Source organism: Asaia sp. Ae19-3 (assembly GCF_059801175.1).
This window is the reverse complement of record NZ_JBCHWF010000001.1, coordinates 415,333-439,860: the sequence shown is the minus strand read 5'-3', so window position 1 is coordinate 439,860 and position 24,528 is coordinate 415,333. Positions and strand designations below refer to the sequence as shown.

The following is a 24,528-nucleotide window of genomic DNA, read 5'->3' as shown; positions in this document are numbered from 1 at the left end:
GGGAGAAGATCACCAGAACACCCTGAACATACGCCTGCGTGATGACGATGTTCCGCTGCGCCGCACATATTGCCTCAAAATCCCGACAGCATTGACACCAAACTGAAACCTACCGGCCCGGCAATACATTGCGTTGCGCATAAGACGCCTATTGCCCACATTGTGCTAGAGCCAAACTCTTCACGACTGCTCGACCACACGAAAATTTGCAGGATTTGCGGTGAAGCCTTTTCCAGAATCCGATCATTGCGACGGCCGGAGTTTTCATAACCCGGCCTCTTATCGCCTTTCCCCTCCCTTGCAGGCTCCCCCGGAACGCCCGTCGGTCGAACCTGACTTCACGAGTATCCTCTCCTGGCAAAGAAGCCTGCGGCTCCGATGGCCGAACGATGTTCCGACTTTCTCACCCGAGCCTTTTCCCGAACTTGCGCCGGGCGAGATTTCTGCCAGCTTCATCAACCATTCGAGCTTTCTGATCCGCATCGGTCGGGCGGGAGAACGCCCACTCGCCATTCTGACAGACCCCATCCTGTCCGAACGCTGTTCCCCTTTTCGACATCTCGGCCCCAGACGGGTGGTGCCTCCTGGGCTGGCTTTCGACGCCATACCGGCGATCGACATCATTCTCGTGTCTCACTGTCACTACGATCATCTCGATCGCCCGACACTCAGACGATTTGGCCGGCGTGACAGGCCGCTTTGTATCGCGCCGCTTGGCAATAGGCGCCATCTGCGTGGTCTGGGCTTTTCCGCCGTCGCCACGCTCGACTGGTGGCAGGAATTTCGTATCGACCCGATCACAATAACGGCAATTCCGGCCCTGCACGGCTCGGCCCGCACACCATTCGACCAGAATCGGGCGCTATGGAGTGGCTTTCATATTGGTACAGGGCTGAAGAGCCTGATTTTTGCAGGCGACACGGCCCATGGCCATCATTGGGCCGAGATTAACAGCCGCCTGGGTGCGCCGGATCTCGCCCTGCTTCCAATTGGCGCTTACGAGCCGATCTCGCTCATGCAGCCGGTGCATATGACGCCCGAGCAGGCCGTCGAAGCCGCCATGCTGCTTGAAGCCCGTCATGCGGTTGCCATGCATTTCGGCACATTCCAGCTTACAGATGAAGGATACTGGGAGCCGGGAGGCCGTCTAGAACGCTGCCTCAAATCCACGGGCAGAGACCTCTCCTGGTTCAGCTTGCCGGAGCGAGGGCAGAGCCTGCGCGCGCCCTGACCAGCCACAGGCAGGGCGAAAGGCCGCATATGAAGAAAAGAAATGCCTGAGCTTCCGGTTCTACGGACGCTCGGCTATTCTGGAAAGGATATGACAGCTTCAGGCTTTTCCATGACCGAAATGATGCCGGCAGGCAGTTTTTCGCCCGAGCAGATAACGGCGCTTTTCATCGATGCGGCACGCATTGGCGACACCGATATGCTGACCCAGTTTCTCGATGCCGGAATGGCGGTCGATGCGCAGGATAGCCGCGGCTATACGGCGCTCATCGTCGCCGCCTATAACGGAGTCCTGCCGGCTACCGCCCTGCTTCTGGAGCGTGGCGCCGACCCGAACAGACAGGATGCCAAGGGGGCAACGGCCCTTTCGGGTGTTGCCTTCAAGGGTCATCTGGCCGTGGCGGAACTGCTCGTCAGCGCTGGCGCCAAACTCGACATCCCGAGCCATCTCGGACGCACCCCCCTCATGTTTGCCGTCATGTTCGGCCGACAGGATATGGTGAGCCTTCTTTTGTCTCATGGAGCAGACCCCGACCAGCGTGACGCCGAGGGTCTGTCTGTTCGCGACATCGCTGAAACCCATGGCCAGAAACATCTCTTCACTTCTGACATGGCGAGTTCCTCATGAGCCGCTTCTGGAACCCCCTCGTAGCGGATCTGCATCCCTACATCCCGGGCGAGCAGCCGCAATTCACCGATATTCTGAAGCTCAATACGAACGAGCTTCCCTATGGTCCCAGCCCGGCCGCCCTTGAGGCGATGAAGAACGGCTGCGACGACACGCTGCGTCTTTATCCCGACCCCACGGCACGGGAATTGAGGCGCGTCATTGCCGCAACCTATGGCACGACTGAAGACCGGGTATTCGTCGGCAATGGCTCGGACGAAGTGCTCGCCCACGCCTTCCGTGCCCTGATTTCGCCCGATGCCCCCATGCTTTTCGCCGATGTGAGCTATGGCTTTTATCCGGTTTATTGCGGGTTGTTTGGCCAGCCCTATCGCGAGATCCCGCTCAATGAGCGCTTCGAGATCGATATCGAGAGCTACACCATTGCCTGTGGCGGCATTGCCATTGCAAATCCGAATGCCAACACCGGCCACGCAGTGTCGCTCGAGGCCTTGTCACGCCTTGCGATGCTTCAGCCGGACCGGACAATCATCATCGATGAAGCCTATGTCGATTTCGGCGCTGAATCCGCCATCCGACTGACTGAGGAACACGACAATATTCTCGTCGTGCAGACACTCTCGAAATCACGTGCGCTGGCGGGGCTTCGGGTAGGCTACGCCATCGGCCATCCCGATCTGATTGAAGGCCTTATCCGCGTCAAGGACAGCTTCAATTCCTACCCGCTCAGCCGCCTTGCCCAGGCGGGCGCTGCCGCTGCCATCGCCGATGAGGAATGGCTCGAGCACACAACGGGGCAGGTCATGGCGACGCGAGGACGTTTTGTGCAGCGCATGGCCGGGTTGGGCTTTGACATTCTGCCGTCCTGTGCCAATTTTGTTCTTGTGCATCACCCCGCCCACCAGGCCAGCACGTTGCTGGCGGGTCTGCGGGAGCGCCACATCATCGTGCGACAGCTCAGTGCGCCACGCATTCGCGACTGGCTTCGCATCACGATCGGCACGGATGAAGAAATGAACCGGCTGATCGAGGCACTTGCCTCCATGGGTCTGACGTCGCGCTGAAATCAGGCGCGCGTCCTGCCCTTCCAACATGACCGCAACCGGACCCGCCCTGACGCCAAGCTGCGCCAGACGGATTCCGGGTAACGACACACTCTGGCCTGTACCAGAGCAGAATAAAGAGACTCGACCATGCGCTCCTACACAGGACAGCTTTCCGACAACCAGCCAATCCGCCGCAACCTGGCCGAGAAGCAGAAGCAACTGCGCGACCTCAAGGAAACCCTGGCCACAATGAAGCCGCATACCTCCCCTTCCCTGAAGGAGAGCGTCCAGCGCCGCATTCGTGAACTGGAAGTGGAAATCCGCACGGCGCCACGCGATGAAAAGCCGGCCAGCCGCGACAAGGCACCCCGTCAGGAACGCCCGCGTCGCGCCCCGCGCCGCGCTCATCACGCCGAGACATTCGGCGAATAAACATTCGATCAGGCGCCCCAATCGAGCCAGAACGGGCGTTGCCCGCCAGGAGAAAACTGATGTCTGAAACCACCCTGCCCTTCGCCGAACGTCTCGACAGACTCGGCGAGGTTGCGATCAGAATCGGCCTCAATCTTCAGCCCGGACAGGAGCTGGTCATTTCAGCCCCGCTCGAAGCCGTGCCACTGGTGCGGCGCCTGACCGAACACGCCTATCGCGCCGGGGCGAGCCTCGTCACGACGCAGTACAGCGATGACGAGACAACCCTCGCCCGCTATCGCTTTGCGTCAGATGAAAGCCTCGACACAAGTGCCGCCTGGATGGCGGACGGTATCGCCCGCGCCTATCGCGAGGGCGCGGCCCGCCTGGCCGTTACGGGGGCCAACCCGACCCTGCTGAACGGTCAGGATCCCAAAAGAGTCTCACGCGCCAGCCGCGCCGCATCGCATGCGAATCGCGAGGCGATGGAAATCATCACCCGCTTCGATACCAACTGGACCATCGTAGCCTATGCCACGGCCAACTGGGCGGCGCAGGTCTTTCCCGATCTCTCCCCGGACCAGGCTCAGGCACGTCTGTGGGATGCGATCTTTGCCTCATCCCGCCTCGACACGCCCGACCCGGTTATTGCTTGGAAACAGCATAATGCGACGCTTCACGCGAAGGCCGCGATGCTGAATGAACGTCGTTTCGACTCTTTACACTTCACCGGTCCGGGTACCGATCTGCTGGTGGGGCTGGCCGATGGCCATGCCTGGGCTGGTGGCGCAGAGCACACCACCAACGGCATAGAATGCAATCCGAACATCCCGACAGAAGAAGTCTTCACAACGCCCCATAGCCATCGTGTGAGTGGCCATGTCGCCAGCACGAAGCCGCTTTTTCATCAGGGTACGCTCATCGACGATATCCGCGTGACCTTTGCCGATGGACGGATCATCGAGTCTCACGCCGCCAAGGGCGAAGACGCCCTGAGACGTATTCTAGAAACCGATGACGGTGCAGCACGACTGGGCGAAGTGGCGCTCGTTCCCCACGCATCCCCCATCTCGGATACGGGCATCCTGTTTCGTAACACCCTGTTTGACGAGAACGCGTCGAGCCATATCGCCTTGGGTCAGGCCTATACGAAGTGCCTGTTTGATACCGAAGGGGCGACGCCGGAAGAACTGGCAAGACGCGGTGCCAATACGAGCATGATTCACATCGACTGGATGATCGGTTCGAACGAAATCGATCTCGATGGCGTTCATCAGGACGGCGCACGCACGCCACTCATGCGAAAGGGGGAATGGGTCTGATGACCAGAATCGTCGCAATAGCCGCCGCCCTCGGCATCCTGGGGACACTCACCCCATCGGCCTTTGCCCAGAGTGCACAGCAGCAAACCCTCTCTCCTGTCATGAAGCAGGATATCGAGGCGGGGCTGCGTTATCCGCTACCGGCCGACTTCTTGCCACGCGCCGCCGAAACCCTGCAGGCGCTTCAGGCGGCCAATATTCGCCCGCCCAACTCGACACAGCTCTCACTGCAGCAGACAATTGGTCAGATTGCAGCAACCCCCGGTGTACCAGCGATCCTGAGCGCCCATGGCTTCACACCCGAGAGCTTCACCATGGGCATGACGGCGTTCGGCATGACGTTGGCGGCGACAAACGGACAGGCGCTGCCCGCCGGTCTGCCCGCGCCGAACGCTGGCAACGTTGCCCTGTTCCACGCGCATCCGGAGCAGGTTACCGCGCTCATGCAGGCGATGGGCACACCGCCCGGACAGAACTGAGACTGGAGTCGATCTGCCAATGCAAGAATTTGCGCTCGACCCAGCCACCTTGCCCGCCACCGACATTCTTGAGCTGGCCCAGGCAGGGCTCCTTTGCCGTGCCGAGCGGGAAACCCCATCCGGAGGTATTCCCGCTTTTGTCACCCGACAGGACTGGGATTGCCTTGCCGAACGGTTCGGGCGCGAAAAGGCAGCACCGGAACGCCTGATTGAGGCGGTCGAGGCTGCAGCTTGGCGCCTCCTGAGCCACGCCGCAGCCACTCTCAGCAAGCAGACGCCAGGTGCGGTCAGCGCAACGATGAGCGCCCGAACCGATCTCTTCTCAGATGATGGCGAAACCTATCTCTCTTTTGTGCGTGATCGCACGCACCCGGTAGCCTGCGTTATAATCGGCATTCGCCCCTGGAGCGCCATCGAGGCTGAGCGCCGCCTATAATACCTTGATGGCGATCCCGGGCAGCACATAAGGCCGATAAGTCGCCGCGAGACAGTCATTTCTTTTCACAACTCTCACTGCGCTCGCTAATCTCGCTTTGATCCCCCTTGGCAAGCATGAACACATGATAGGCCACAGCCACGTCGATCGCGACTTCGCGCTCGGCGCTGCGCGCCTTTTCAATGGCGCTTCTTGCCTTTGGTAACCAGCTGACGAACCCCTCTACAGCCTGATCACCGTCATTAGACATGAGTATGGCACGCTCGGCACTGACGATCTTCGCCTCCGCGTTTCTTCGCGTGAGACGAACGCCCGTTTCCCGCCGCAAAACTTCAATAAGTGCTTGGGCACGATCAAGCATCTCATGCCACCTTTGTATTTGCGTGTTTTGCTTGAGCCGCACGGCGCCTACTCTCGGTTCACAATCCATACCTAGTATTGACCGAATTTCAGTCGCGAAAAAATCCAAAAAAGATTGGAGGGCATCGTCCCTTCGCCCTATCCTCGACTTTGGTTTGCTTTCTGATAACTTTATATCAATACAACCTATACGAGTATTGATCACCGAACCCTGGGGTACCTAAGGGGAATACCAGAAGCTGGTGTTAAAGAACGTCAACTCTCGCCGCAACTATGCGATAAACACAAGGTATGAGATAGCGTAACTCATTCAGAAAATCTGATTTTTTTGATGTAGACTTGTGTATCCACAAGAAAACCTTAGGATCAATACGTTAAAAACTCGTTACTAATTCGAGGAAATGTTTTCAGTGAAAGAAAGTATTTTGCTTGCCGACAGCAACCTTAGGTAGTACCAAACCATCATCAACCCAGGAGATTGATGAGATGCGCCTCCTTCTTGTGGAAAGCGATCAAGCTGCGGCTCATGCGCTGATCAAAACCCTCAAACAGGGCGGCATTACTGTTGATCATGCTCATACAGGGCATGAAGCAATCGATATGCTCCGCCATTACGATTACGATCTTGCCCTGACCGAACTGACTCTCGAAGACCTCGAAGGATACGAAGTCATCAGGCGCGTTCGAAAAACCCAAATACAGACGCCGATTATTGTTCTGAGTGGACTAAGCCGGGCGCAAGCCAAAATAAAAGCGTTTCACGCCGGGGCTGATGACTACATCACGAAGCCCTTCGATTCAGAGGAGCTTCTGGCTCGTCTTCAGGCGGTCTTGCGCCGCTCGCGCGGCTTCAGCACCACGGTCATGACGGTCGGCCCCCTCTCGCTCGACCTGAATGCCAAGAGCGCTTCTGTCGATGGCAACCCCGTGCAGCTTACAGGCAAGGAATATGCCATCCTTGAGCTTCTCGTATTGCGCAGGGGCAATGTTCTTACGAAGGATGCTTTTCTGAACCATCTTTACGGAGGCATTGATGAACCGGAGATGAAGATCATCGATGTCTTCATCTGCAAATTGCGCAGAAAACTGCAGCAGTTTGGCGCCGGGCATCTGATCGGCACAGTCTGGGGGCGTGGCTATGTGCTACGCGACGACAGCAAACCGCTTTTGCCTGACGCAACGACGGAACAGAACAAACTGACGGTATCGTCCCTTCAGCCTTCCTTCTGATGCATATGATTCATCGGCCGGGCGCTTCCTTTTCCAAAAGGTGGTGCCTGCAGGATTGCATGGCGGACATAAGCCCTGCTGCGCTCCACCGCCCGCTCTACGCCCTCGCCCTGGGCAAGGCACACGGCAATAGCACTCGCCAGGGTGCAACCTGTCCCATGCGTATGCAGCGTGTCGATCTTCCGGTCCCAAAACTGCCGTTCGTGCTGCTTTGAAAGCAGGATATCGATCACGTCCTCTCCTGGCAGATGCCCGCCTTTTGCGAGGATCCACGCAATATCCTGACTTTTCATGACCTCGCTTGCAGCCTCTCTCATCTCCTGTGACGTCGAGAGCGAATGTCCGCTCAGAACTTCGAGTTCAGGCAGATTGGGCGTCAACATGAAGCAATGGGCGTAGAGACGTCGGAATGCAGCCTCGCCGTCTTCAGTCATCAGCCGCGCCCCGCTGGTTGCGACCATCACCGGATCGATCACGCAGGGTATGGAAGGATAGCGCGCAAGCGTATCGCACACCGCCTCCATGATCTCGGCATTACCCAGCATGCCGAGCTTTATGACATCAGCCCCGATATCCTCAAGCACCGCCCTCATCTGATCGGCCACCATGCCAGGCGACAGATAGGCGATCGCATTCACCCCGCATGTATTCTGCGCGGTGACAGCTGTGATCGCCGTCGTTGCGAAGCCCCCAAAGGCACTGACCGTCTTGATATCGGCCTGAATCCCCGCGCCACCACCAGAGTCGCTTCCGGCAACGATCAGCACCCGGCCCTTCATCAGACCGCAACCGCCTTCTGGACCGCATCGCAGATCGAAGAGACGATCTCTTCAACCAGAGCCGGATCTTCTGCCTCCACCATCACGCGAATCAGCGGCTCGGTACCGCTTTTACGCAGGACAAGACGCCCCTGCGTGCCAAGCCGCGCCTCTGCCGCACGTCGTGCCTCGGCAAGGATTTCGGTCTGAAGTGGATCGCCACCCTGATAGCGGACATTGCGCAGCAATTGCGGATAGGGCTCGAAAACACGCAGGATCTCGCTTGCGGGGCGCCCCTCCTCAACGAGGACAGCAAGCACCTGAAGGGCTGCGATGAGCCCATCACCCGTTGTCGCGAAATCGGACAGGATCATGTGTCCCGATTGCTCGCCACCAAGCTTGATTCCACGCTCACGCATTTTCTCGACGACGTATCGATCGCCCACCGCTGTGCGATGAAGAGTCACGCCATGCTCGGCCAGCTTTTTTTCAAGACCGAGATTGGACATGATCGTGGCAACTGCATCATTACTGCCGAGACGGTCGCTTTTCTGCAGGAACAGGGTAATCAGGCCGAGGATCTGATCGCCATCGACGATCTGTCCTTTTTCATCGACAATAATGACGCGATCGGCATCACCATCGAGCGCGATGCCAAGATGCGCCTTATGAGCAATCACCGCCTCGCGCAGGGGTTCCGGACAGGTGGAGCCGCATTTTGCGTTGATGTTCACCCCGTTCGGCTCACAGCCGATCTTGATGACCTCAGCCCCTAGTTCCCAAAGGGCCGTAGGCGCCACGCGGTAGGCAGCGCCATTGGCGCAATCCAGCACGATACGCAGACCTTCGAGTCGTGACCCTTTCGGGAAAGAAGCCTTGGCTGCCTCGATGTAGCGACCGGCAGCATCATTCAGCCGCGAGGCACGCCCCACTTCTTCCGGCGGCGCCATCTGGGCTGTCAGATCCTGGTCCATGAGATCTTCGATTTCTGCCTCGACCTCGTCAGACAGCTTAAAACCATCAGGGCCGAAAAGCTTGATGCCGTTATCGCCGAACGGATTATGCGACGCTGAGATCATCACGCCCAAATCGGCGCGCAGCGAGCGGGTCAGCATGGCAATCGCAGGTGTCGGCAGAGGACCGACGAGAATGACGTCCATCCCGGCAGAGAGGAATCCCGAGACCAGAGCGCTTTCGATCATGTAACCCGAAAGCCGCGTATCCTTGCCCAAAACGACACTATGGCGATGGGCACCGCGACGAAAGTAGAGCCCTGCGGCCTGACCGAGACGCAGCGCCACATCAACCGTCATCGGAAAGCTATTGGCCGTCCCCCGAATACCATCTGTGCCGAACAGCTTACGCTCTGCCTTGCGCTCTTTATTCATGACAGTCCTTCTTCCCACTTGTCCGTGTCGTGAAACGACCTTCTTCAAGCATAGCCTGTATTACGAAAAAAGGGGGGCTCTCGCCCCCCATTTCTCTCTCAGTCCTGATCTTGGCTCACCCTGCCTGAGGTGAAGGATCAAGGGCGTCGGTTTCACCGACAGGTTCTGGCTTCACCGTCGGCACCGAGGCGCGGCGGTTATCCGGGGCGGAATCATCGACAGCCGCGCGCTCCACTGGCTCACCACGAATAACCTTGCCGACCTCGTCACCCGAGAGGGTTTCAAACTCGAGCAACGCATTCGCGAGACGATGCAGATCATCGATGTGCTCCAGCAGCAGGGCATGAGCCCGGCGATAGGCTTCGTCGACGAGTTCCTTCACCTCACGGTCGATTTCACGCGCCGTCTGTTCAGAGACATTCTTATTCTGCGTTACCGAATGCCCGAGGAACACTTCCTGCCCGTTATCGCCATAGGCAATCATGCCGAGCTTGTCGCTCATGCCCCATTCGGTAACCATGCGGCGCGCCAGATTGGTTGCCATCTTGATATCGCCCGAAGCGCCCGTGCAGACATTCTCGGCACCGAAAATGAGCTCTTCAGCAACACGACCGCCCATCGCCAGAACTAGATCAGCCTTGCACTGAGCCTTGCTCTTCGAATAGCGATCGCCCTCCGGTAGGCTCATGACCATGCCAAGCGCACGACCACGCGGAATGATTGTTGCCTTGTGCACAGGATCGCAACCCGGAGTCAGGATCGCGCAGATGGCGTGTCCACCTTCGTGATAGGCCGTATTACGCTTCTCTGAATCGCTCATCACCAGCGAGCGGCGCTCGGCACCCATGAGCACCTTGTCCTTGGCATTCTCGAACTCGAGCATGGCGACCGTACGCTTGCCGAGACGGGCAGCAAGCAGCGCCGCTTCGTTCACAAGGTTCGACAGATCGGCACCCGAGAAACCAGGCGTACCGCGCGCGATGACCTTGGGATCGACGTCAGAGGCAAGCGGCACCTTGCGCATATGCACACGCAGGATCTTCTCGCGACCAGAGACGTCCGGGTTAGGCACCACAACCTGACGATCGAAGCGGCCGGGACGCAGCAGCGCGGGGTCAAGCACGTCCGGGCGGTTGGTGGCGGCAATCAGGATCACACCTTCATTGCTCTCAAAGCCATCCATCTCGACCAGCATCTGGTTGAGGGTCTGCTCGCGCTCGTCGTTACCGCCGCCGAGACCAGCGCCACGATGACGGCCCACAGCGTCGATTTCGTCGATGAAGATAATGCAGGGAGCAGATTTCTTGCCCTGCTCGAACATGTCGCGGACTCGGGACGCACCAACACCTACGAACATCTCGACAAAGTCGGAACCGGAAATCGTGAAGAACGGCACGTTGGCTTCGCCGGCAATGGCGCGCGCCAGAAGGGTCTTGCCTGTGCCCGGAGGACCGACAAGCAGCGCCCCCTTGGGAATCTTGCCGCCAAGACGCGTGAACTTCTGGGGATCTTTCAGGAATTCGACAATTTCCTCGAGCTCAGCCTTCGCCTCATCGATACCCGCAACATCATCGAAAGTGACGCGCCCCTGCTTTTCGGTCAGCAGACGGGCCCGGGACTTGCCGAACCCCATCGCACGACCGCTGCCGGACTGCATCTGACGGAAGAACAGAATGCCAATCCCGAGCAGGAAGATCATCGGTAACCAGCTCGTGACCGCCCGCAGGATGGGGCTGCCATCGGCGTCGAGCGGCTTGGCGACAACCTCAACTCCCTTGCCAGTCATACGGGGCACGAGGCCCGGGTCGACGGGGGCATAGGTCTCGAAGGATGTGCCATCCTTGAGCGTACCGGTGATGTTCTGGTTCTGAACCACTACCGAACGCACCTTACCCTGATCGACGTCAGTGACGAAATCGGAATAGGCGAGTTGCTGGGAGGCGTGCTGGCTTCCACTTGGCTGGAACGCCAGGAAGAGCAGCAGCGCCAGAACGATGATGATCACCCAGAGTGCCAGATTACGGCCGAAATTGTTCATCACTGTCTCTATTGTTTCCAAACTTTGGGTCGAAGACTGCTCGACGATGACACGACAGTCCCTGGTTCTCTGCCAGGGACCGGCAGCAACCACACTTTGCGAACTAACATAAGCATTCGGCAGTATGTTCCCACCCCCTTGCGATCAAGTTTTCACTGTTTCGCGGTATTCCGGCCAGAATGAGGGATCGCTGAGGGGCGTGGCCGGACTGAAAGAGAAACGCAGCCTCGCCCAATGAGGCGCAGCAAAAGCATCCAGCTGAGGCACGGCCATCAAGCGTGTCCCGATCCAGAGCGCAGGCAGCCCGCTCAGGATTTTTGCCGGTAGCGCATGGTCTCGAAAGTGACGCGCCTCGGCGCCAAGAGCCGCGATTTCTGTCCCCGGCTCTGGCACCATGCCCCGAAGGGTGAACCTTCCGTCCCATGTCACACCAGACTGCGCTGCGATACGTCTAGCAATCGCTGCGGGCTCTCTCACCAACAGCCAGGTTTTACCCAGCCGCCCGGCAGCGCAGAGCTGCGCGCCCGCCAATGTCGCCGGCCTTGGCGCCGCAATCAACGCGGCAAGAGCCTGAGGAGACGGTGGATAGGCGGCACCGGAAACGCTCTGCCAAATTCGCCCGAGAAGGGCTGGATCGCCGGGCAAGGAATCCATGACCACAAATCCCAACGGATCGGCATGCAGTTTCGAGAGTGCCGCCACGTTCACCAGAGCGGCCTCGTTTCGCTGTCCTGCATGAAGAGCAAGCTGGGCCCGTGCCGCTCTATGCCCGGATTCATCAAGGGAAAGACGGATACGAACGCGCTCAAACACAGGATTGCGATTGCTGGGATCCTCAACCCACTGGATCCCTTGCTGTCGCAGGGTCGCCCTCAGACGTTCCGGCGCGATTTCGAGCAGTGGTCTGAGGTATCGCAATTGCGGCGTCTCTCTCGCGAACGCCATGGCGGCCAGACCATGGGTCGAACTCCCATGGGCCTCTCGAAGCAGAAACGTCTCGACCTGGTCGCGCTCATGGTGGCCCAGCGCCAGATCGAGAATACCACGAGAATGGCAGGCCGCCTCGAGCGCCTCATAACGAGCGATACGGGCGTTTTTCTGCAGGCTCCCCGTGCGAATAACGGAGTCGAGCCTGAGAATGACGGAGGGGATATCGAGCGCCTGCAGTCGGGACGCCGTCTCTGCCGCCTCGGCTGCGGAATTGTCTCGCAGACCATGGTCGACAACCAGCGCCAGGACCGCATAGCGCCAGCGTCGCATCAGCCAGGCAAGGCACAGACTATCTGCCCCGCCTGACACAGCAATACCGATGGGAAAGCGGGCCTCATCAGGGAGGAAAGGCCCGAAGACAGACATCAGGCTGGCGAACTCACTCTCGCCAACCGGGTGAGCTTTTCTCAATGGCAGCTTGCGCGACCCTTGAAGGTTGTCACAGCGGCCTTCACGCGGGGCGTGGCCGAGGGAAATTCAGCGTCCAGCTTCTGCAGGGCCTGACAGGCAGAATTCTTGTCTCCGAGCGCCAGCATCGACGCGGAAACGCCCAACAGCGCCTCAGGCGCACGCGGCGATTTTGGTGCGCGGTTATAGGCATCGAAATAGGCGACGGCCGAGTCACGATACTGCTTTTGACCGGCGAGAGACTGAGCGAGAAGGAACTGCGATTCGAGCTTGCCATTGGGTGTCTTGGCGAGTTTCAGCGCCTGACTGGCGTCACTTTGCGCTGTCGCGTAATCGCGGCTCTTGAGCGCTGCCTGCCCGGTCTTGAGCAGCTCAAGCGCCGTTACCGGCTTGTCGGCTGCGGCAGGGGCTGCGGGGGGCGAGGCTGGCGCGTCGGATGCCGCAGGCGCTGCTGCCGGTGCACTGCCGCCGCCGCCATTCTGCGCGGCAAACTGCATATCACCAATCTGCTTGGTGAGAGTCGCGTTTTGCGTCTGGACCTGATTCGTGAGCTGATCGAGCTCGCCGCGCATTTCCCGATTCTCGTTTTCGAGGGTCGAGACACGCTGCAGGAGCTGCGAAACCAGATCGCCACTGCCAGCCGGAACAGATGACGCGGCACCTCCACCGGAAACAGGAACGCTCTGCGCGCTGGACTGAACCTGCTGAAGCTGTTCGCTGAGCTGCTGGATCTGGTTCTGAAGGGCGATGCCTTCGCGGCTCGTGACCTGAGCCTGTGCGGCAGAAGCGCCGAGCACGGAGAGCAGGGAAACGGTCGAGAGGATGAAGAACCGGGAAACTCGGGCACCGCGCATGGCGCATCCTTCAGTCAAATCGTGGGAGCGGGCAGCATGCCACGCAAGATTGCATTCACCATAAAACAAAACCGGCTGACGCATAAGCGCCAGCCGGTTTCGAGGCTTTGCTCGCTGGGTACCGTCTCAGGCAGTTGAAGGCCTGAGACAGAAACTTCTCCCCGTCCCGCTTGCGCTGGACGGTCCGCCGTCAGACGTCGGTCGGAGAAACGCCCTTTCGAGCGTCGAACCGATTACTTGACCGAGGTGATCCCGTTACGGTTCTGAGCCCATGCCTGCTCGTCGTCACCATCGGCGGTCGGACGATCCTTACCGTAGGAGATCGTCGTGATGCGCGAAGGAGCAACGCCCTTGGCGACCAGATAGTCGCGCGCTGCGTTTGCACGACGCTGACCCAGAGCAATGTTGTACTCTTCCGTGCCGCGGTCATCGCAGTTGCCGGCGATCTGGACGCTGACCTGCGGGTAGCGGGCGAGCCATGCTGCCTGCTTGTCGAGGGTTGCCTGCGCATCGCTGGAGAGCGTGTTGCGGTTCAGGTCGAAGAAGACGCGATCGCCGACATTGGCGACCAGATCGGCTTCGCTACCGGGCGCAGCGCCGGTTTCCTGAGCCGTTGCGCCTGCACCGGTCGATGCACCCTTGTTTGATTCGTCCGAGCAGGCAGCCAGAACGACTGCCAGACCAAGCGCACCGAGAAGCTTGAAATTCATTTTTGCCAACCCTGAATATAGTCCCCATCCGGGACCAGGAAGCGTGACGACAACTAATTACGAAGGTCGGAGTTCCCGTTTTGCTTGCTGGTTACCAGAACCATTGGGCCTCACCGATCCCGACGACCAAGATCGGCCATACTCATTCCTGAGAACTGTGGTCAAGCGGGATGATAACCGTCACGAGCCAAGTCGCGCGGAATTCATGAGAAATTCAGAAACTAGTGTCTCCGACGCCACAAAAAGCGGCGCCGGGGACACGAAACTCAGCCCTGCAGCGGCGACCAGGCCGGATCGGATGCACCGGTTTCGGTACGGATCGGACGCTCGTGGAAACCGGTAATGTCGATCGTTCCGATTCCGCTCGAGAATCCAGCGCCACCGGCACCAGCCGCAGACTGGCGGCAGAAGGCAATCACGCGGCCATTGGGGCAGAAGGTCGGGCTCTCTACGGTGAAGCCCTCTGTCAGGATGCGCTCACCCGAGCCATCGGGGCCCATCACGCCCAGAGAGAATCGACCGCCGCTGAGACGGGTAAACGCAATCTGGTCCCCACGCGGCGACCAGACGGGCGAACCGTAAGTGCCATGACCGTAGGAAATGCGTCGTGCCCCGCCGCCCGATGCGCTCATCATGTAAAGCTGAGGGGAACCGCCACGATCGGAATTGAACACGATCTGGCTGCCATCCGGGCTAAAGCACGGGCTGGTGTCGATCGCACCCGAATTGGTAATCTGACGCTTGGCACCCGACCCCAGATCGACAACGAAGATATCTGACCCACCACCACGCGTGGCCGACAGAACGACCTGGCTACCATTGGGAGAGAAGCGCGGCGCGAAGGAAATGCCGTCGAACTCACCCAGCATGCGCTGGCTGCCTGAGCCCAGATCGAACGTATAAACGCGCGGGCGGTTATTCGCGTACGACATGAACGCAATCTGGTCACGCACCGGATTGAAACGCGGCGTCAGGGTCAGCCACTGTCCCGACGTCAGGATGTGGTTGTTTGCCCCATCCTGATCCATGACAGCCAGACGGGTGATCTGATGATGGCGCGGGCCGGTACGGGCGATATAGGCGAGACGCGTGTCGAAATAGCCCTTCTCGCCCAGCATGCGCTCGTAGATCACGTCAGCAATCGTATGGGCGATGCGGCGCCAGTTTCCTGCCGATGCCGTATAGGCCGTACCCTGGATCTGCTCACCGGTCAGGACGTTCCACAGACGCATCTCGACGCGCGTGCTGCTCGACCCGGCGGCGCTGCCCGTCACGGCGGCGCGGGCGCCCTGCGCCTTGAGAGCTGCAAAATCAGGCGTTCCCGACGAGCCGGGCAGAATAGTGAAGAGTCCGGTCGAATCGAGATCGGCCGACACAACACTGGTGATCTGCTCACCAAGCCCCGGTCCGAAGGAGGGGATCGAGATGGGGATCGGTGCCGTACGGGCCTGATCGACCGTAATCTCGGCTTCACCCGGCGCACTGGCTGCCTGGGCAAAGGCACTGAGCGGGGTGGCCATCAGGCCGCCTGCAGCAATGGATGCACCAAGAAGGGAGCGGCGGGAGAAAAGGGTGGAAAGGCTCTGTGCCTGATCGTCGGTCAACAGGGGCATATCGACTGGCATGACTTCGCTTCTCTTGCGCTCTTTGAGGATCATGGGCGGAACACGAATTTGAGTTCGTGCGTCTTGCCCAGAAGGTTTGAAGGTATGGGAAGTTTCGAACAGGTCGGGCTCAACACGGCATCACGTGCCCGCTCGGCCAGCGCCCGATAAGACGGGTCGGCATTTGCCTTCGCCTGTGTATCGGGTGCGAAACGCGCCATTCTTGCCTCTCCGGTCGCATCAACGGTGACGATAAGATGCGCAGTAAATGAGGCATAATTACGTGCTTCGGTGTCTTCCGAGTAGCAGCGCCGCACGGACCCGCCGATTGCCTTCTGCTCGGCTGAGCTCAGGGCGTTGGTGATATCGCCATTGGGGGCACCACCACCATTGGGCGCACCGCCTTGCTGCGGGTTGGCGCGTGCCTTTGGCGGATGGGTCTGCTTCTGGTCTGCACGTAGGGCGTCCAGCGTCGCGAGCAGCGAATGCGAGTCGGCCTGCGTCTTCTTCGTCGGGTTGGGCTGCGTGATATGCGAGAAAGTCGGTGTCTCAGGCAGCTTGTCGACAGGCTGTGTCTGCGGCGAAGGCGGCGCCACCTGCTTGGAAGCGGATGGCGGTGACGGCTTGGGCGGCGAGGCCTTGATGGGCTCGGCCGAGTCGTCGACCATCTTCTCCGGCGTTTTCACGTCGGGTAAAGGCGGCGTCTTGCTCTCTGCCGGTGGCGGAACAGCCTGAGGCGGCGGCGGCGGCGGCTGAGGCTCTTCAACAGGCTCAGGCGTGGGGGGCGTGGGCGCCGGAGGTGCGTCGGTGGGCGTCGGGGCGGGCGCAGGAGCGGGCTTGGGCGCAGGCGTATCAGCCTTGTGCGGCGTCGCCGGCGGGCCGGAATCCTCGAAAGCCATTTCGATCGGCGGGGGTTCGGGGGGCTCGGGCGGCTTGCTCATCGGCAGCCGCACGAGAAGAAAGCCGATGAACAGCGCGTGCGCTGCAACCGACGCTCCCAAAGCATAACGGAAGCGCCGGACATCGGACCGACGGGGACGCAGCAAGGCTGCTTCTCCTCTGGTTACTGGCCCGCGGCGGGCTGCTGGGCAAGCAGCGCCACGTGCGTGAAGCCACCCGAGGTAATCTTCCCCATGATGTCCATCACCTGACCGTAATTGATATGAGCATCGGCACGCACGAAGATGCGATGCTCCTTGTCGTTCTGTGCCGCCTGCTGAAGCTGCGCCACCAGCTGGTCGGCCGAGACAGGATCTTCACCCATGAAAATGCTGCCATCAGCCTTGATCGACACCGTGATCGGCTTCGTATCGGCGTTGAGCGGGCTCGCATCGGTCTTGGGCAGATCCACATTGACGCCGCTCGTCATCATGGGGGCTGTCACCATGAAGATGATAAGCAGCACCAGCATGACGTCCACAAGCGGGGTCACGTTGATTTCCGACGCCGGGCGTCGCCTGCGGCCGCGCGCGGGGCCGCCCCCTGCAGACATGCCCATCGGTCTTAGCTCCGCTCTTCCGACTGGCGCGACAGGATCGCCGCGAACTCGGTGCCGAATGCATCCATACGCTCGGCGAAGTGGTCGAGCGCGCTGCTTGTCACGTTATAGGCGACATAGGCCGGAATGGCGGTCACGAGACCAATGGCTGTCGCGAAAAGCGCTTCGGAAATACCCGGCGCCACAACCGACAGATTGGTGTTGTGCATGGCGGCAATCGAGCCGAAGGCATGCATGATGCCCCAGACCGTGCCGAACAGACCAACGAACGGCGCTACAGGGCCGATGGTGGCAAGGGCGACGACACGACGGCTGAGGCGATCCATTTCACGCGTGACGGTGATGTTGATGGCGCGATCCACGCGGTCGCGTACGCCACCGCGTGCAAGATCGATGCCGGTGATACGCGCCGAACGACGCCATTCGCCCATGGCTGCGCCAAATACGGCAGCCATCGGATGAAGCGGCTTGGCGCCGTCGGAATCGTAAAGATCCTCAAGGCTGCCACCGGACCAGAAGCGGTCCTCGAATTCCGTCGCTTCGCGATTGACGCGACGCATCAGAATGATCTTCTCGATGATCACGGCCCAGACAAAGGCGCTGCACAAGATCAGCCCCAGCATGACCAGCTGCACCACGATGGACGCATGAAGGAACAAGTCCAACGGTGACAAACCAGAAGCGGCGGCCCCTAGGTCAGCCGCATTTACCGCTCGATCCAAAAAAACCTCCTGAGGCTTCGTTCTGCGTCACGCCTATACAGTGCAAGCGATACCGGCGCCTATCCCGAATCGTTACGCGCAATCGTTCCCGCCGATCCTCAGCTCTGGTTCGATAACGCCTGCAGGGAAGCACGCCATCGCGGCGGAATTCGGGCGGGCCGCCCGGAATTCTGCATGATGCATGCCAGCTCGACTGTCAGCGTGGCGGCACGCATGTCGCCACACGTCACGATCTGACGCAACTGGCAACGTGCGGCCCCTACCGTATCAATTGTAGTTGTGATCTCGGCCCAGTCATCCAGACGCAGGGGCTGGTGATACTCTATGCCCAGCTTCGTTACGACAAAGACCAGACCTGTTTCTTCCTGGAGGGCAGAAACAGGCGTTCCGGCCATCCGCAACGCCTCGGTGCGCGCCCGCTCGGCAAAGGCGAGGTAACGCGCGTGATAGACGATTCCGCCTGCATCCGTGTCTTCGTAGTAAACGCGAAAACCGGTCTTATGCGCCTTCATCATTTTCTCTCAGCAGATCGAACTGGGCAGCGCTGGCCGAGGCAGGCGCCTTCATGCCCAGATGGGCCCAGCCACGCTCACCGAGCATGCGCCCTCTTGAGGTACGCAGCACGAGCCCTTCCTGGATCAGATAGGGCTCGATGACATCTTCAAGCGTGTCCCGTGCTTCGGCCAGCGCCGCAGCCAGGGTTTCGACACCAACCGGCCCACCATGATGATGCTCGGCGATACGCAGCAGATACCGGCGATCCATCGCATCCAGCCCAACCGAATCGACTTCCAGACGTGACAGCGCAGCATCGGCCATCGGGCGTGTAATCGCCCGCCCCTCCGGCGCGCCTACCGCAGCAAAATCACGAACACGGCGTAGCAGCCGACCGGCAATACGGGGTGTGCCACGCGAGCGCATGGCGATTTCCTCTGCGCCTTCTTCGGTCAGGTTCATGCCGAGCTTTGTGGCGCCACGGGAGACGATCGAACGCAGTTCCTCGGGCGTGTAGAAAACGAGACGCAGCGGAATGCCAAAGCGATCGCGAAGGGGCGTTGCAAGCAGGCCTGCGCGTGTCGTCGCAGCAACGAGCGTGAAGGGCGCGAGATCGATACGCACGGAGCGCGCCGCCGGTCCCTCGCCGATAATCAGATCAAGCTGGAAATCCTCCATCGCGGGATAGAGCACTTCCTCGATCGCAGGCTGCAGCCGATGAATTTCATCAATGAACAGCACGTCATTGGGCTGCAGATTGGTCAGGATAGCCGCAAGATCGCCCGCGCGCTGGATGACCGGCCCCGATGTCGCCCGAAACCCCACCCCGAGTTCGCGCGCCACGATCTGCGCAAGCGTCGTCTTGCCCAGTCCTGGCGGACCGTGAAGCAACACATGATCAAGCGCCTCGCCGCGGCTGCGGGCCGCCTGAATGAAGACGGACAGGTTTTCGCAACTCGCGCGTTGCCCCGTGAAATCTTCCAGTGTCTGCGGACGCAGCCCGTGATCACTGTCATCCATGCGGCGCTCGGGGTTCAGGGCACCGCGATCTGTTTCACTCATGATCCTGCTCCGCCCGCTCCCTGGCCTGACCGTGTGGTTGAACGCTTACCTGAACCCTTCCGGAGCTGCTCAGACCTTCCTGTCGGGCTCATCGGGCCAGATCCTTCAGAGCCAGCCGGATGACCTTGTCGAGACTCGCCCCCTCATGGTCAACCAGAATACGGCTGAGAACGGGCCATGCCTCGGCACGACGGAACCCCAGACCGGCCAGAGCCTGCAGGGCATCCACCTCGACGCTCCCGACCGCAGACCCAGCAACCTTCCCCAATGGGGCGCCGCCGCCGCCGGGCATCTTGCCCACCTTGCTCTTGAGTTCGGTCACGATGCGTTCGGCCAGACGTGCCCCGACGCCTGCCGCTCTGGTCAGCATCGCCTTGTCTCCCGCACTGATGGACAGAACGAGATCTCCCGGCGTCGAAACGGAGAGGATGGCAAGCGCCACCTTGGCCCCTACCCCCTGCACCGTCGTGAGCAGACGAAACCACTCCTGTTCTTCCGAGGCCAGAAACCCGAAGAGCTGGATGGCATCCTCACGCACCACGGTCTCGATCAGAAGACGTGTCTTCTCGGGGGCGGAAGGCAGATTGGCAAGCGTTCGGCTGGAGGCAGAAACGAGATAGCCCACCCCGTTCACATCAAGAATGCAGCGATCCGTTTCCGTGCTGACAATAATGCCGGTCAGAAGTCCGATCATGCCATGCGCTTTCCGGCCTGAACGAGACGCGAGGTCTCTCGATGATGTGCATGACAGATTGCCACTGCGAGAGCATCTGAAGCATCGGCCTTGTGGATTACCGCACCGGGCAGAAGGCGCTTGACCATCATCGTGACCTGCTCCTTCGTCGCAGCGCCCGTGCCCACAACCGACTTCTTGACCATCATCGCCCCATATTCGGCAACAGGCAGGCCTTCATAGGCGGGGGTCAGCAAGGCGACGCCGCGTGCATAGCCAAGCTTGAGTGTCGAGGAGCCGTTACGATTGACATAGGTTTCTTCAACGGCAGCTTCGGCAGGCTGATAGTCACGTATCAGCTTCTGCAAGGCGCCGTGCAATTCGCACAGGCGCAGCGGCACCGATTCAGCCCCGTCGGTTGCGATAACGCCTGAGGCCACATGTTGAAGGCGATTACCTTCAACATCGATCAGACCCCAGCCCATGAAGCGCAGGCCGGGGTCAATCCCGAGAAGTCGGATCAAGCAGCCAGTGCCTGGGCGACGTCGTCGGGAATATCGAAATTGGCATAGACGGCCTGGATGTCGTCATTGTCTTCAAGCACGTCGATCAGCTTCAGGACCGAGCGCGCCTTTTCCTCATCCAGAGTCACCGTATTTTCAGGGCGCCAGTCGAGCTTGGCCGAGCTGGGTTCACCAAAACGCGCCTCGAGCGCGTCACGCACGGCAAAGAGGTTTTCCATGGCGCAGGTGATCTCATGTCCGTCTGCTGTCAGCTCGGCATTATCGGCACCCGCCTCGATGGCGGCCTCCAGCATGTCTTCTTCAGACGCGGCGGCGATCGGATAGGTCACGACGCCCAGACGCTGGAACATGAACGACACCGAGTTGCTCTCGCCCATAGACCCGCCATGCTTAGAGAAAGCGGCGCGTACTTCGCTGGCGGTGCGGTTGCGGTTATCGGTGAGGCCTTCGACAATCACGGCGACGCCAGCCGGGCCATAGCCCTCATAGCGCACTTCCACATAATCCTCGCCACCGCCGGCACCGCTGGCTTTCTTGATAGCGCGCTCGACATTGTCCTTGGGCATGTTGGCTTCACGCGCCGCAATCATGGCAGCACGCAGACGGGGATTGGAGGTGGGGTCAGGCAGACCCGAACGGGCCGCCACCGTGATTTCACGCAGGATCTTCGCAAACTGCTTGGCGCGCTTCGCGTCCTGCGCACCTTTGCGGTGCATGATGTTCTTGAATTGCGAATGACCGGCCATCAGAACCTCTCCTCAACCTTGCTTTTTTTCTTCAGGCCAGACGGCCATGACAATGTTTGAATTTCTTGCCCGACCCACAGGGGCAGAGCGCGTTGCGCGGCGTTTCCTGCGCATAGGTCTGGGCCTCTGACACGCTCAGCCCGTCGGCCGTAGGCGCCTGAAACAGACCTGAAGGCTGCATCCCGACCTGGCGCGGCTCCAGCCCCGCAGACGAGAAGCCCTCGTCATTGGGCGCAAATATCTGCTGCGCCTCGGTTCCGGGGAACGGATCCGCCTGCTGCACCACCTCGATACGCGACATGGTGGTGGTCACGCGCAGACGCATGTCATCCAGCATGGCCGTAAAGAGCTGGAAGGCCTCGTGCTTGTATTCGTTCAACGGGTCGCGCTGGCCATAGGCACGCAGGCCGATGCCCTGACGCAGCTGGTCGAGCGCATGCAGATGCTCTTTCCACACGGCGTCGAACGAGGTCAGGAGAACCTGCTTTTCGATATGGCGCATGATATTCGGGCCGATATTGGCCGAACGCGCTGCCTGTGCCTGATTGGCAGCTTCCTCGACGCGCTGGATGACCAGCCCCGCATCCATGCCGTCTTCCTTCGACCAGTCGCTGATCGGCAGGTTCAGGTTGAGAAGCGACAGCAGATCGGCCTCGAGCGCCTCGCTTTCCCACTGCTCTGCAAAAGCCTTTTCGGGGATGCGTGCATGGACCGCTTCCTCGATGCTCTGCTCACGCAGATCCTGAACGATGCTGGAGACATCTTCCATCGCCATGTATTCGCGGCGCTGGGCGTAAACTTCCTTACGCTGGTCGTTCATGACGTCGTCGTATTTGAGGACGTTCTTGCGCATGTCGAAATTGCGCGCCTCGACCTTTTTCTGGGCGCGCTCCAGGGCCTTGTTCAGCCAGGGATGAACGATGGCCTCGCCTTCCTTCATGCCGAGCTTGGTCCAGAACGCCCCCATGCGCTCGCCACCATAGATGCGCATCAGATCATCTTCGAGCGAGAGGAAGAAGCGCGACGCGCCCGGATCGCCCTGACGGCCGGAACGACCACGCAGCTGGTTGTCGATACGACGGCTTTCGTGACGCTCGGTGCCGATCACATAGAGCCCACCCAGTTCCTTGACCTTGCCGTGATTGACCGCGATTTCCTCGCGCAGACGCAGGGTCTCGGCTTCGTGCGCCGACTCATCTTCGATCTTTTCGAGGCTCTGGCGGATCAGCATGTCGAGGTTGCCGCCGAGCTTGATGTCGGTGCCGCGGCCCGCCATGTTCGTGGCAATCGTGATGGCGCCGGGTGCCCCGGCCTGCGCAACGATCTGCGATTCCTTTTCATGAAAACGCGCATTCAGCACGCTATGCGGGATTTTCTTGGAGCTGAGCAGGTTCGAAAGATGCTCGCTCTTTTCGATGGATGTCGTGCCTACCAGCACAGGCTGGCCGGATTTCGAGACTTCCTGAATCAGATTGGCTACCGCCTCGAATTTCTCGCGCGCCGTAATGTAGACCTCATCATCCGTATCCTTGCGCGCGACCGGGAGATTCGTCGGAATCTCGACCACGTCGAGCTTGTAGATCTCGGCGAATTCGTCTGCCTCGGTCATGGCCGTGCCGGTCATGCCGGAAAGCTTGGGATAGAGACGGAAATAATTCTGAAAGGTGATCGAGGCCAGTGTCTGGTTCTCAGGCTGGATCTCAACATGTTCCTTGGCTTCAAGCGCCTGATGCAGACCATCGGAATAGCGACGGCCATCCATCATGCGGCCGGTGAACTCGTCGATAATGATCACCTTGCCGCCACGCACGATATATTCGACATCGCGCGCGAAGAGCGTATGGGCGCGCAGCGACTGCTGCACATGATGCATGACGGCGATATTATGCACGTCATACAGGCCGCCTTCATTGAGAACGCCTGCCTCATGCAAAAGCGCCTCAACCTGGTCTGAGCCCTGCTCGGTCAGGATAACCGTGCGCAGCTTCTCGTCACGCTCGAAGGCTTCCTTGTTCTTCACGAGCTCAATGACGACGTCATCGACCGCACGATAGAGGTCCGAGCTGTCATCGGCAGGGCCGGAAATGATGAGCGGGGTACGCGCTTCATCGATCAGGATCGAATCCACCTCGTCGACGATCGCATGATAGAATGGACGCTGGACCATTTCTTCCAGCGTGTATTTCATGTTGTCGCGCAGATAGTCGAAGCCGAATTCGTTATTCGTGCCGTAGGTGATGTCAGAACCGTAAGCCGCACGACGCTCGTCGTCCGACAGATTGGGAATGATCACACCGGTGGTCAGGCCGAGGAAGGTATAGAGCTTGCTCATTTCCTCGGCGTCGCGCTTGGCCAGATAGTCATTGACCGTCACGACATGCACGCCCTTGCCTGCGAGCGCACTGAGATAGACCGCCAGTGTCGCCACCAGCGTCTTGCCCTCACCTGTGCGCATTTCGGCAATACGACCCGAATGCAGCACCATGCCGCCCACGAGCTGCACATCGAAATGACGCATGCCCAGCACACGACGCGAGGCCTCACGGCAGACGGCAAATGCTTCGGGCATGATCTTGTCGAGGCTTTCACCCCCGGCAATACGACTCTTGAATTCCTGGGTCTTCGCGCGCAGCGCCTCATCGTCGAGCGCCTTGACGGCAGGCTCGAGCGCGTTGATTTCAGGCAGGCGCTTCTGATAGCCCTTCAGTGAGCGATCATTGGCGGTGCCGAACACGGCGCGGGCGATACGAGCGAACATGACTGTCCTTCTGGCGACCTGGTCCGAAACAGACGGACCGCGAACTGAGAGGCGGATTATCCCGACCCGCCCCTTTCGGGTTGTTCCGAAGCCGAAAGCGTCGAAACCCGGAATACGGCGAAAGCGCGGCGCACCCGCCGAAGCAGGATCAGGATCGT

At 60.0% G+C, this 24,528-nt stretch carries 25 protein-coding genes; 8 read left to right on the top strand and 17 right to left on the bottom strand.

The genetic code is table 11. From position 1 onward, the window contains the following. Positions 1-220 precede the first annotated feature (220 nt). The 7 genes from AAID99_RS01835 (at position 221) to AAID99_RS01805 (ending at position 5,552) form a co-directional block, all read left to right on the top strand. Positions 221-1,231, top strand: coding sequence for an MBL fold metallo-hydrolase (locus tag AAID99_RS01835; RefSeq protein ID WP_188425051.1), 1,011 nt, complete (start codon positions 221-223; stop codon positions 1,229-1,231). A gap of 111 nt (positions 1,232-1,342) precedes the next feature. Then, a complete protein-coding gene (locus AAID99_RS01830; RefSeq protein WP_188425049.1) occupies positions 1,343-1,858 on the top strand; it encodes an ankyrin repeat domain-containing protein in 516 nt (171 codons plus the stop codon). Beyond that, on the top strand, positions 1,855-2,922 hold the full coding sequence (locus tag AAID99_RS01825; protein WP_498492952.1) for a pyridoxal phosphate-dependent aminotransferase: 1,068 nt from the start codon (positions 1,855-1,857) through the stop codon (positions 2,920-2,922). The genes AAID99_RS01830 and AAID99_RS01825 overlap by 4 nt, the downstream gene beginning before the upstream one ends. 129 nt (positions 2,923-3,051) lie before the next feature. After that, the gene (locus AAID99_RS01820) at positions 3,052-3,336 is read left to right on the top strand and encodes a hypothetical protein (protein WP_188425044.1); all 285 of its coding nucleotides are present in this window, start codon (positions 3,052-3,054) and stop codon (positions 3,334-3,336) included. 59 nt (positions 3,337-3,395) lie between these two features. After that, the gene (locus AAID99_RS01815; RefSeq protein ID WP_188425042.1) at positions 3,396-4,637 is read left to right on the top strand and encodes an aminopeptidase; all 1,242 of its coding nucleotides are present in this window, start codon (positions 3,396-3,398) and stop codon (positions 4,635-4,637) included. Beyond that, complete coding sequence (locus AAID99_RS01810) at positions 4,637-5,116, top strand: hypothetical protein (protein WP_188425040.1); 480 nt, start codon at positions 4,637-4,639, stop codon at positions 5,114-5,116. Before AAID99_RS01815 ends, AAID99_RS01810 begins: the two co-directional genes overlap by 1 nt. A 19-nt stretch (positions 5,117-5,135) precedes the next feature. Further along, the gene (locus AAID99_RS01805; protein ID WP_498492949.1) at positions 5,136-5,552 is read left to right on the top strand and encodes a hypothetical protein; all 417 of its coding nucleotides are present in this window, start codon (positions 5,136-5,138) and stop codon (positions 5,550-5,552) included. A 55-nt stretch (positions 5,553-5,607) separates the two neighbouring features. Here AAID99_RS01805 and AAID99_RS01800 read toward each other — a convergent pair whose 3' ends face one another. Beyond that, positions 5,608-5,913, bottom strand: coding sequence for a hypothetical protein (locus AAID99_RS01800; protein ID WP_188425035.1), 306 nt, complete (start codon positions 5,911-5,913; stop codon positions 5,608-5,610). Positions 5,914-6,398: 485 nt separating this feature from the next. Between AAID99_RS01800 and AAID99_RS01795 the strand changes: the two genes are divergently transcribed. Continuing rightward, positions 6,399-7,142 (top strand): response regulator transcription factor, encoded by a 744-nt coding sequence (locus AAID99_RS01795; RefSeq protein WP_188425033.1) that lies wholly within the window; start codon positions 6,399-6,401, stop codon positions 7,140-7,142. Here AAID99_RS01795 and thiD read toward each other — a convergent pair. From thiD to secA, 16 genes are all read right to left on the bottom strand, one after another. Continuing rightward, a complete protein-coding gene (gene thiD, locus AAID99_RS01790; protein ID WP_498492946.1) occupies positions 7,127-7,921 on the bottom strand; it encodes a bifunctional hydroxymethylpyrimidine kinase/phosphomethylpyrimidine kinase in 795 nt (264 codons plus the stop codon). The genes AAID99_RS01795 and thiD overlap by 16 nt on opposite strands. Continuing rightward, positions 7,921-9,288: a phosphoglucosamine mutase gene (gene glmM, locus AAID99_RS01785; RefSeq protein ID WP_188425029.1), complete on the bottom strand. Its 1,368-nt coding sequence runs from the start codon at positions 9,286-9,288 to the stop codon at positions 7,921-7,923. Before glmM ends, thiD begins: the two co-directional genes overlap by 1 nt. A gap of 115 nt (positions 9,289-9,403) precedes the next feature. After that, positions 9,404-11,326, bottom strand: a complete 1,923-nt coding sequence (ftsH, locus tag AAID99_RS01780) for an ATP-dependent zinc metalloprotease FtsH (RefSeq protein WP_188425027.1) — start codon at positions 11,324-11,326, stop codon at positions 9,404-9,406. 144 nt (positions 11,327-11,470) lie between these two features. Continuing rightward, entirely contained in the window at positions 11,471-12,682 is a 1,212-nt protein-coding gene (gene tilS, locus AAID99_RS01775; RefSeq protein ID WP_498492943.1) for a tRNA lysidine(34) synthetase TilS, read from the bottom strand. A gap of 41 nt (positions 12,683-12,723) precedes the next feature. Beyond that, positions 12,724-13,578 carry a tol-pal system YbgF family protein gene (locus tag AAID99_RS01770; RefSeq protein ID WP_498492941.1) on the bottom strand — a complete coding sequence of 285 codons (855 nt, stop codon included), beginning with the start codon at positions 13,576-13,578 and terminating at the stop codon, positions 12,724-12,726. A 233-nt stretch (positions 13,579-13,811) separates the two neighbouring features. After that, positions 13,812-14,288: a peptidoglycan-associated lipoprotein Pal gene (gene pal, locus AAID99_RS01765; protein WP_188425016.1), complete on the bottom strand. Its 477-nt coding sequence runs from the start codon at positions 14,286-14,288 to the stop codon at positions 13,812-13,814. A 266-nt stretch (positions 14,289-14,554) separates the two neighbouring features. Beyond that, the gene (gene tolB / locus AAID99_RS01760; protein ID WP_371869811.1) at positions 14,555-15,913 is read right to left on the bottom strand and encodes a Tol-Pal system beta propeller repeat protein TolB; all 1,359 of its coding nucleotides are present in this window, start codon (positions 15,911-15,913) and stop codon (positions 14,555-14,557) included. A 29-nt stretch (positions 15,914-15,942) separates the two neighbouring features. Then, the gene (gene tolA / locus AAID99_RS01755) at positions 15,943-16,938 is read right to left on the bottom strand and encodes a cell envelope integrity protein TolA (protein WP_188425014.1); all 996 of its coding nucleotides are present in this window, start codon (positions 16,936-16,938) and stop codon (positions 15,943-15,945) included. A 17-nt stretch (positions 16,939-16,955) separates the two neighbouring features. Further along, positions 16,956-17,390, bottom strand: coding sequence for a protein TolR (tolR, locus tag AAID99_RS01750; RefSeq protein WP_188425012.1), 435 nt, complete (start codon positions 17,388-17,390; stop codon positions 16,956-16,958). 5 nt (positions 17,391-17,395) lie between these two features. Continuing rightward, a complete protein-coding gene (gene tolQ / locus AAID99_RS01745) occupies positions 17,396-18,064 on the bottom strand; it encodes a protein TolQ (protein WP_371869809.1) in 669 nt (222 codons plus the stop codon). Between the two features lie 146 nt (positions 18,065-18,210). Then, a complete protein-coding gene (gene ybgC, locus AAID99_RS01740) occupies positions 18,211-18,624 on the bottom strand; it encodes a tol-pal system-associated acyl-CoA thioesterase (RefSeq protein ID WP_188425392.1) in 414 nt (137 codons plus the stop codon). Continuing rightward, positions 18,611-19,669: a Holliday junction branch migration DNA helicase RuvB gene (ruvB, locus tag AAID99_RS01735; protein ID WP_408860515.1), complete on the bottom strand. Its 1,059-nt coding sequence runs from the start codon at positions 19,667-19,669 to the stop codon at positions 18,611-18,613. The genes ybgC and ruvB overlap by 14 nt, the downstream gene beginning before the upstream one ends. 88 nt (positions 19,670-19,757) lie before the next feature. Continuing rightward, positions 19,758-20,363 carry a Holliday junction branch migration protein RuvA gene (ruvA, locus tag AAID99_RS01730; protein ID WP_498492937.1) on the bottom strand — a complete coding sequence of 202 codons (606 nt, stop codon included), beginning with the start codon at positions 20,361-20,363 and terminating at the stop codon, positions 19,758-19,760. Beyond that, positions 20,360-20,866, bottom strand: a complete 507-nt coding sequence (gene ruvC / locus AAID99_RS01725; RefSeq protein WP_025823960.1) for a crossover junction endodeoxyribonuclease RuvC — start codon at positions 20,864-20,866, stop codon at positions 20,360-20,362. The genes ruvA and ruvC overlap by 4 nt, the downstream gene beginning before the upstream one ends. Continuing rightward, positions 20,863-21,612, bottom strand: coding sequence for a YebC/PmpR family DNA-binding transcriptional regulator (locus AAID99_RS01720; RefSeq protein ID WP_498492935.1), 750 nt, complete (start codon positions 21,610-21,612; stop codon positions 20,863-20,865). Before AAID99_RS01720 ends, ruvC begins: the two co-directional genes overlap by 4 nt. A 31-nt stretch (positions 21,613-21,643) precedes the next feature. Next, positions 21,644-24,370, bottom strand: a complete 2,727-nt coding sequence (gene secA / locus AAID99_RS01715; protein WP_498494240.1) for a preprotein translocase subunit SecA — start codon at positions 24,368-24,370, stop codon at positions 21,644-21,646. Positions 24,371-24,528: the final 158 nt, after the last annotated feature.

Bases quoted from the DNA above. Each gene is read 5' to 3' on its own strand.
- AAID99_RS01830 (WP_188425049.1), top strand. From the start codon at position 1,343: ATGACCGAAATGATGCCGGCAGGCAGTTTTTCGCCCGAGCAGATAACG.
- AAID99_RS01825 (WP_498492952.1), top strand. From the start codon at position 1,855: ATGAGCCGCTTCTGGAACCCCCTCGTAGCGGATCTGCATCCCTACATC.
- AAID99_RS01820 (WP_188425044.1), top strand. From the start codon at position 3,052: ATGCGCTCCTACACAGGACAGCTTTCCGACAACCAGCCAATCCGCCGC.
- AAID99_RS01815 (WP_188425042.1), top strand. From the start codon at position 3,396: ATGTCTGAAACCACCCTGCCCTTCGCCGAACGTCTCGACAGACTCGGC.
- AAID99_RS01810 (WP_188425040.1), top strand. From the start codon at position 4,637: ATGACCAGAATCGTCGCAATAGCCGCCGCCCTCGGCATCCTGGGGACA.
- AAID99_RS01805 (WP_498492949.1), top strand. From the start codon at position 5,136: ATGCAAGAATTTGCGCTCGACCCAGCCACCTTGCCCGCCACCGACATT.
- AAID99_RS01800 (WP_188425035.1), bottom strand. From the start codon at position 5,913: ATGCTTGATCGTGCCCAAGCACTTATTGAAGTTTTGCGGCGGGAAACG.
- AAID99_RS01795 (WP_188425033.1), top strand. From the start codon at position 6,399: ATGCGCCTCCTTCTTGTGGAAAGCGATCAAGCTGCGGCTCATGCGCTG.
- thiD (WP_498492946.1), bottom strand. From the start codon at position 7,921: ATGAAGGGCCGGGTGCTGATCGTTGCCGGAAGCGACTCTGGTGGTGGC.
- glmM (WP_188425029.1), bottom strand. From the start codon at position 9,288: ATGAATAAAGAGCGCAAGGCAGAGCGTAAGCTGTTCGGCACAGATGGT.
- ftsH (WP_188425027.1), bottom strand. From the start codon at position 11,326: ATGAACAATTTCGGCCGTAATCTGGCACTCTGGGTGATCATCATCGTT.
- tilS (WP_498492943.1), bottom strand. From the start codon at position 12,682: ATGTCTGTCTTCGGGCCTTTCCTCCCTGATGAGGCCCGCTTTCCCATC.
- AAID99_RS01770 (WP_498492941.1), bottom strand. From the start codon at position 13,578: ATGCGCGGTGCCCGAGTTTCCCGGTTCTTCATCCTCTCGACCGTTTCC.
- pal (WP_188425016.1), bottom strand. From the start codon at position 14,288: ATGAATTTCAAGCTTCTCGGTGCGCTTGGTCTGGCAGTCGTTCTGGCT.
- tolB (WP_371869811.1), bottom strand. From the start codon at position 15,913: ATGCCAGTCGATATGCCCCTGTTGACCGACGATCAGGCACAGAGCCTT.
- tolR (WP_188425012.1), bottom strand. From the start codon at position 17,390: ATGGGCATGTCTGCAGGGGGCGGCCCCGCGCGCGGCCGCAGGCGACGC.
- ybgC (WP_188425392.1), bottom strand. From the start codon at position 18,624: ATGAAGGCGCATAAGACCGGTTTTCGCGTTTACTACGAAGACACGGAT.
- ruvB (WP_408860515.1), bottom strand. From the start codon at position 19,669: ATGAGTGAAACAGATCGCGGTGCCCTGAACCCCGAGCGCCGCATGGAT.
- ruvA (WP_498492937.1), bottom strand. From the start codon at position 20,363: ATGATCGGACTTCTGACCGGCATTATTGTCAGCACGGAAACGGATCGC.
- AAID99_RS01720 (WP_498492935.1), bottom strand. From the start codon at position 21,612: ATGGCCGGTCATTCGCAATTCAAGAACATCATGCACCGCAAAGGTGCG.
- secA (WP_498494240.1), bottom strand. From the start codon at position 24,370: ATGTTCGCTCGTATCGCCCGCGCCGTGTTCGGCACCGCCAATGATCGC.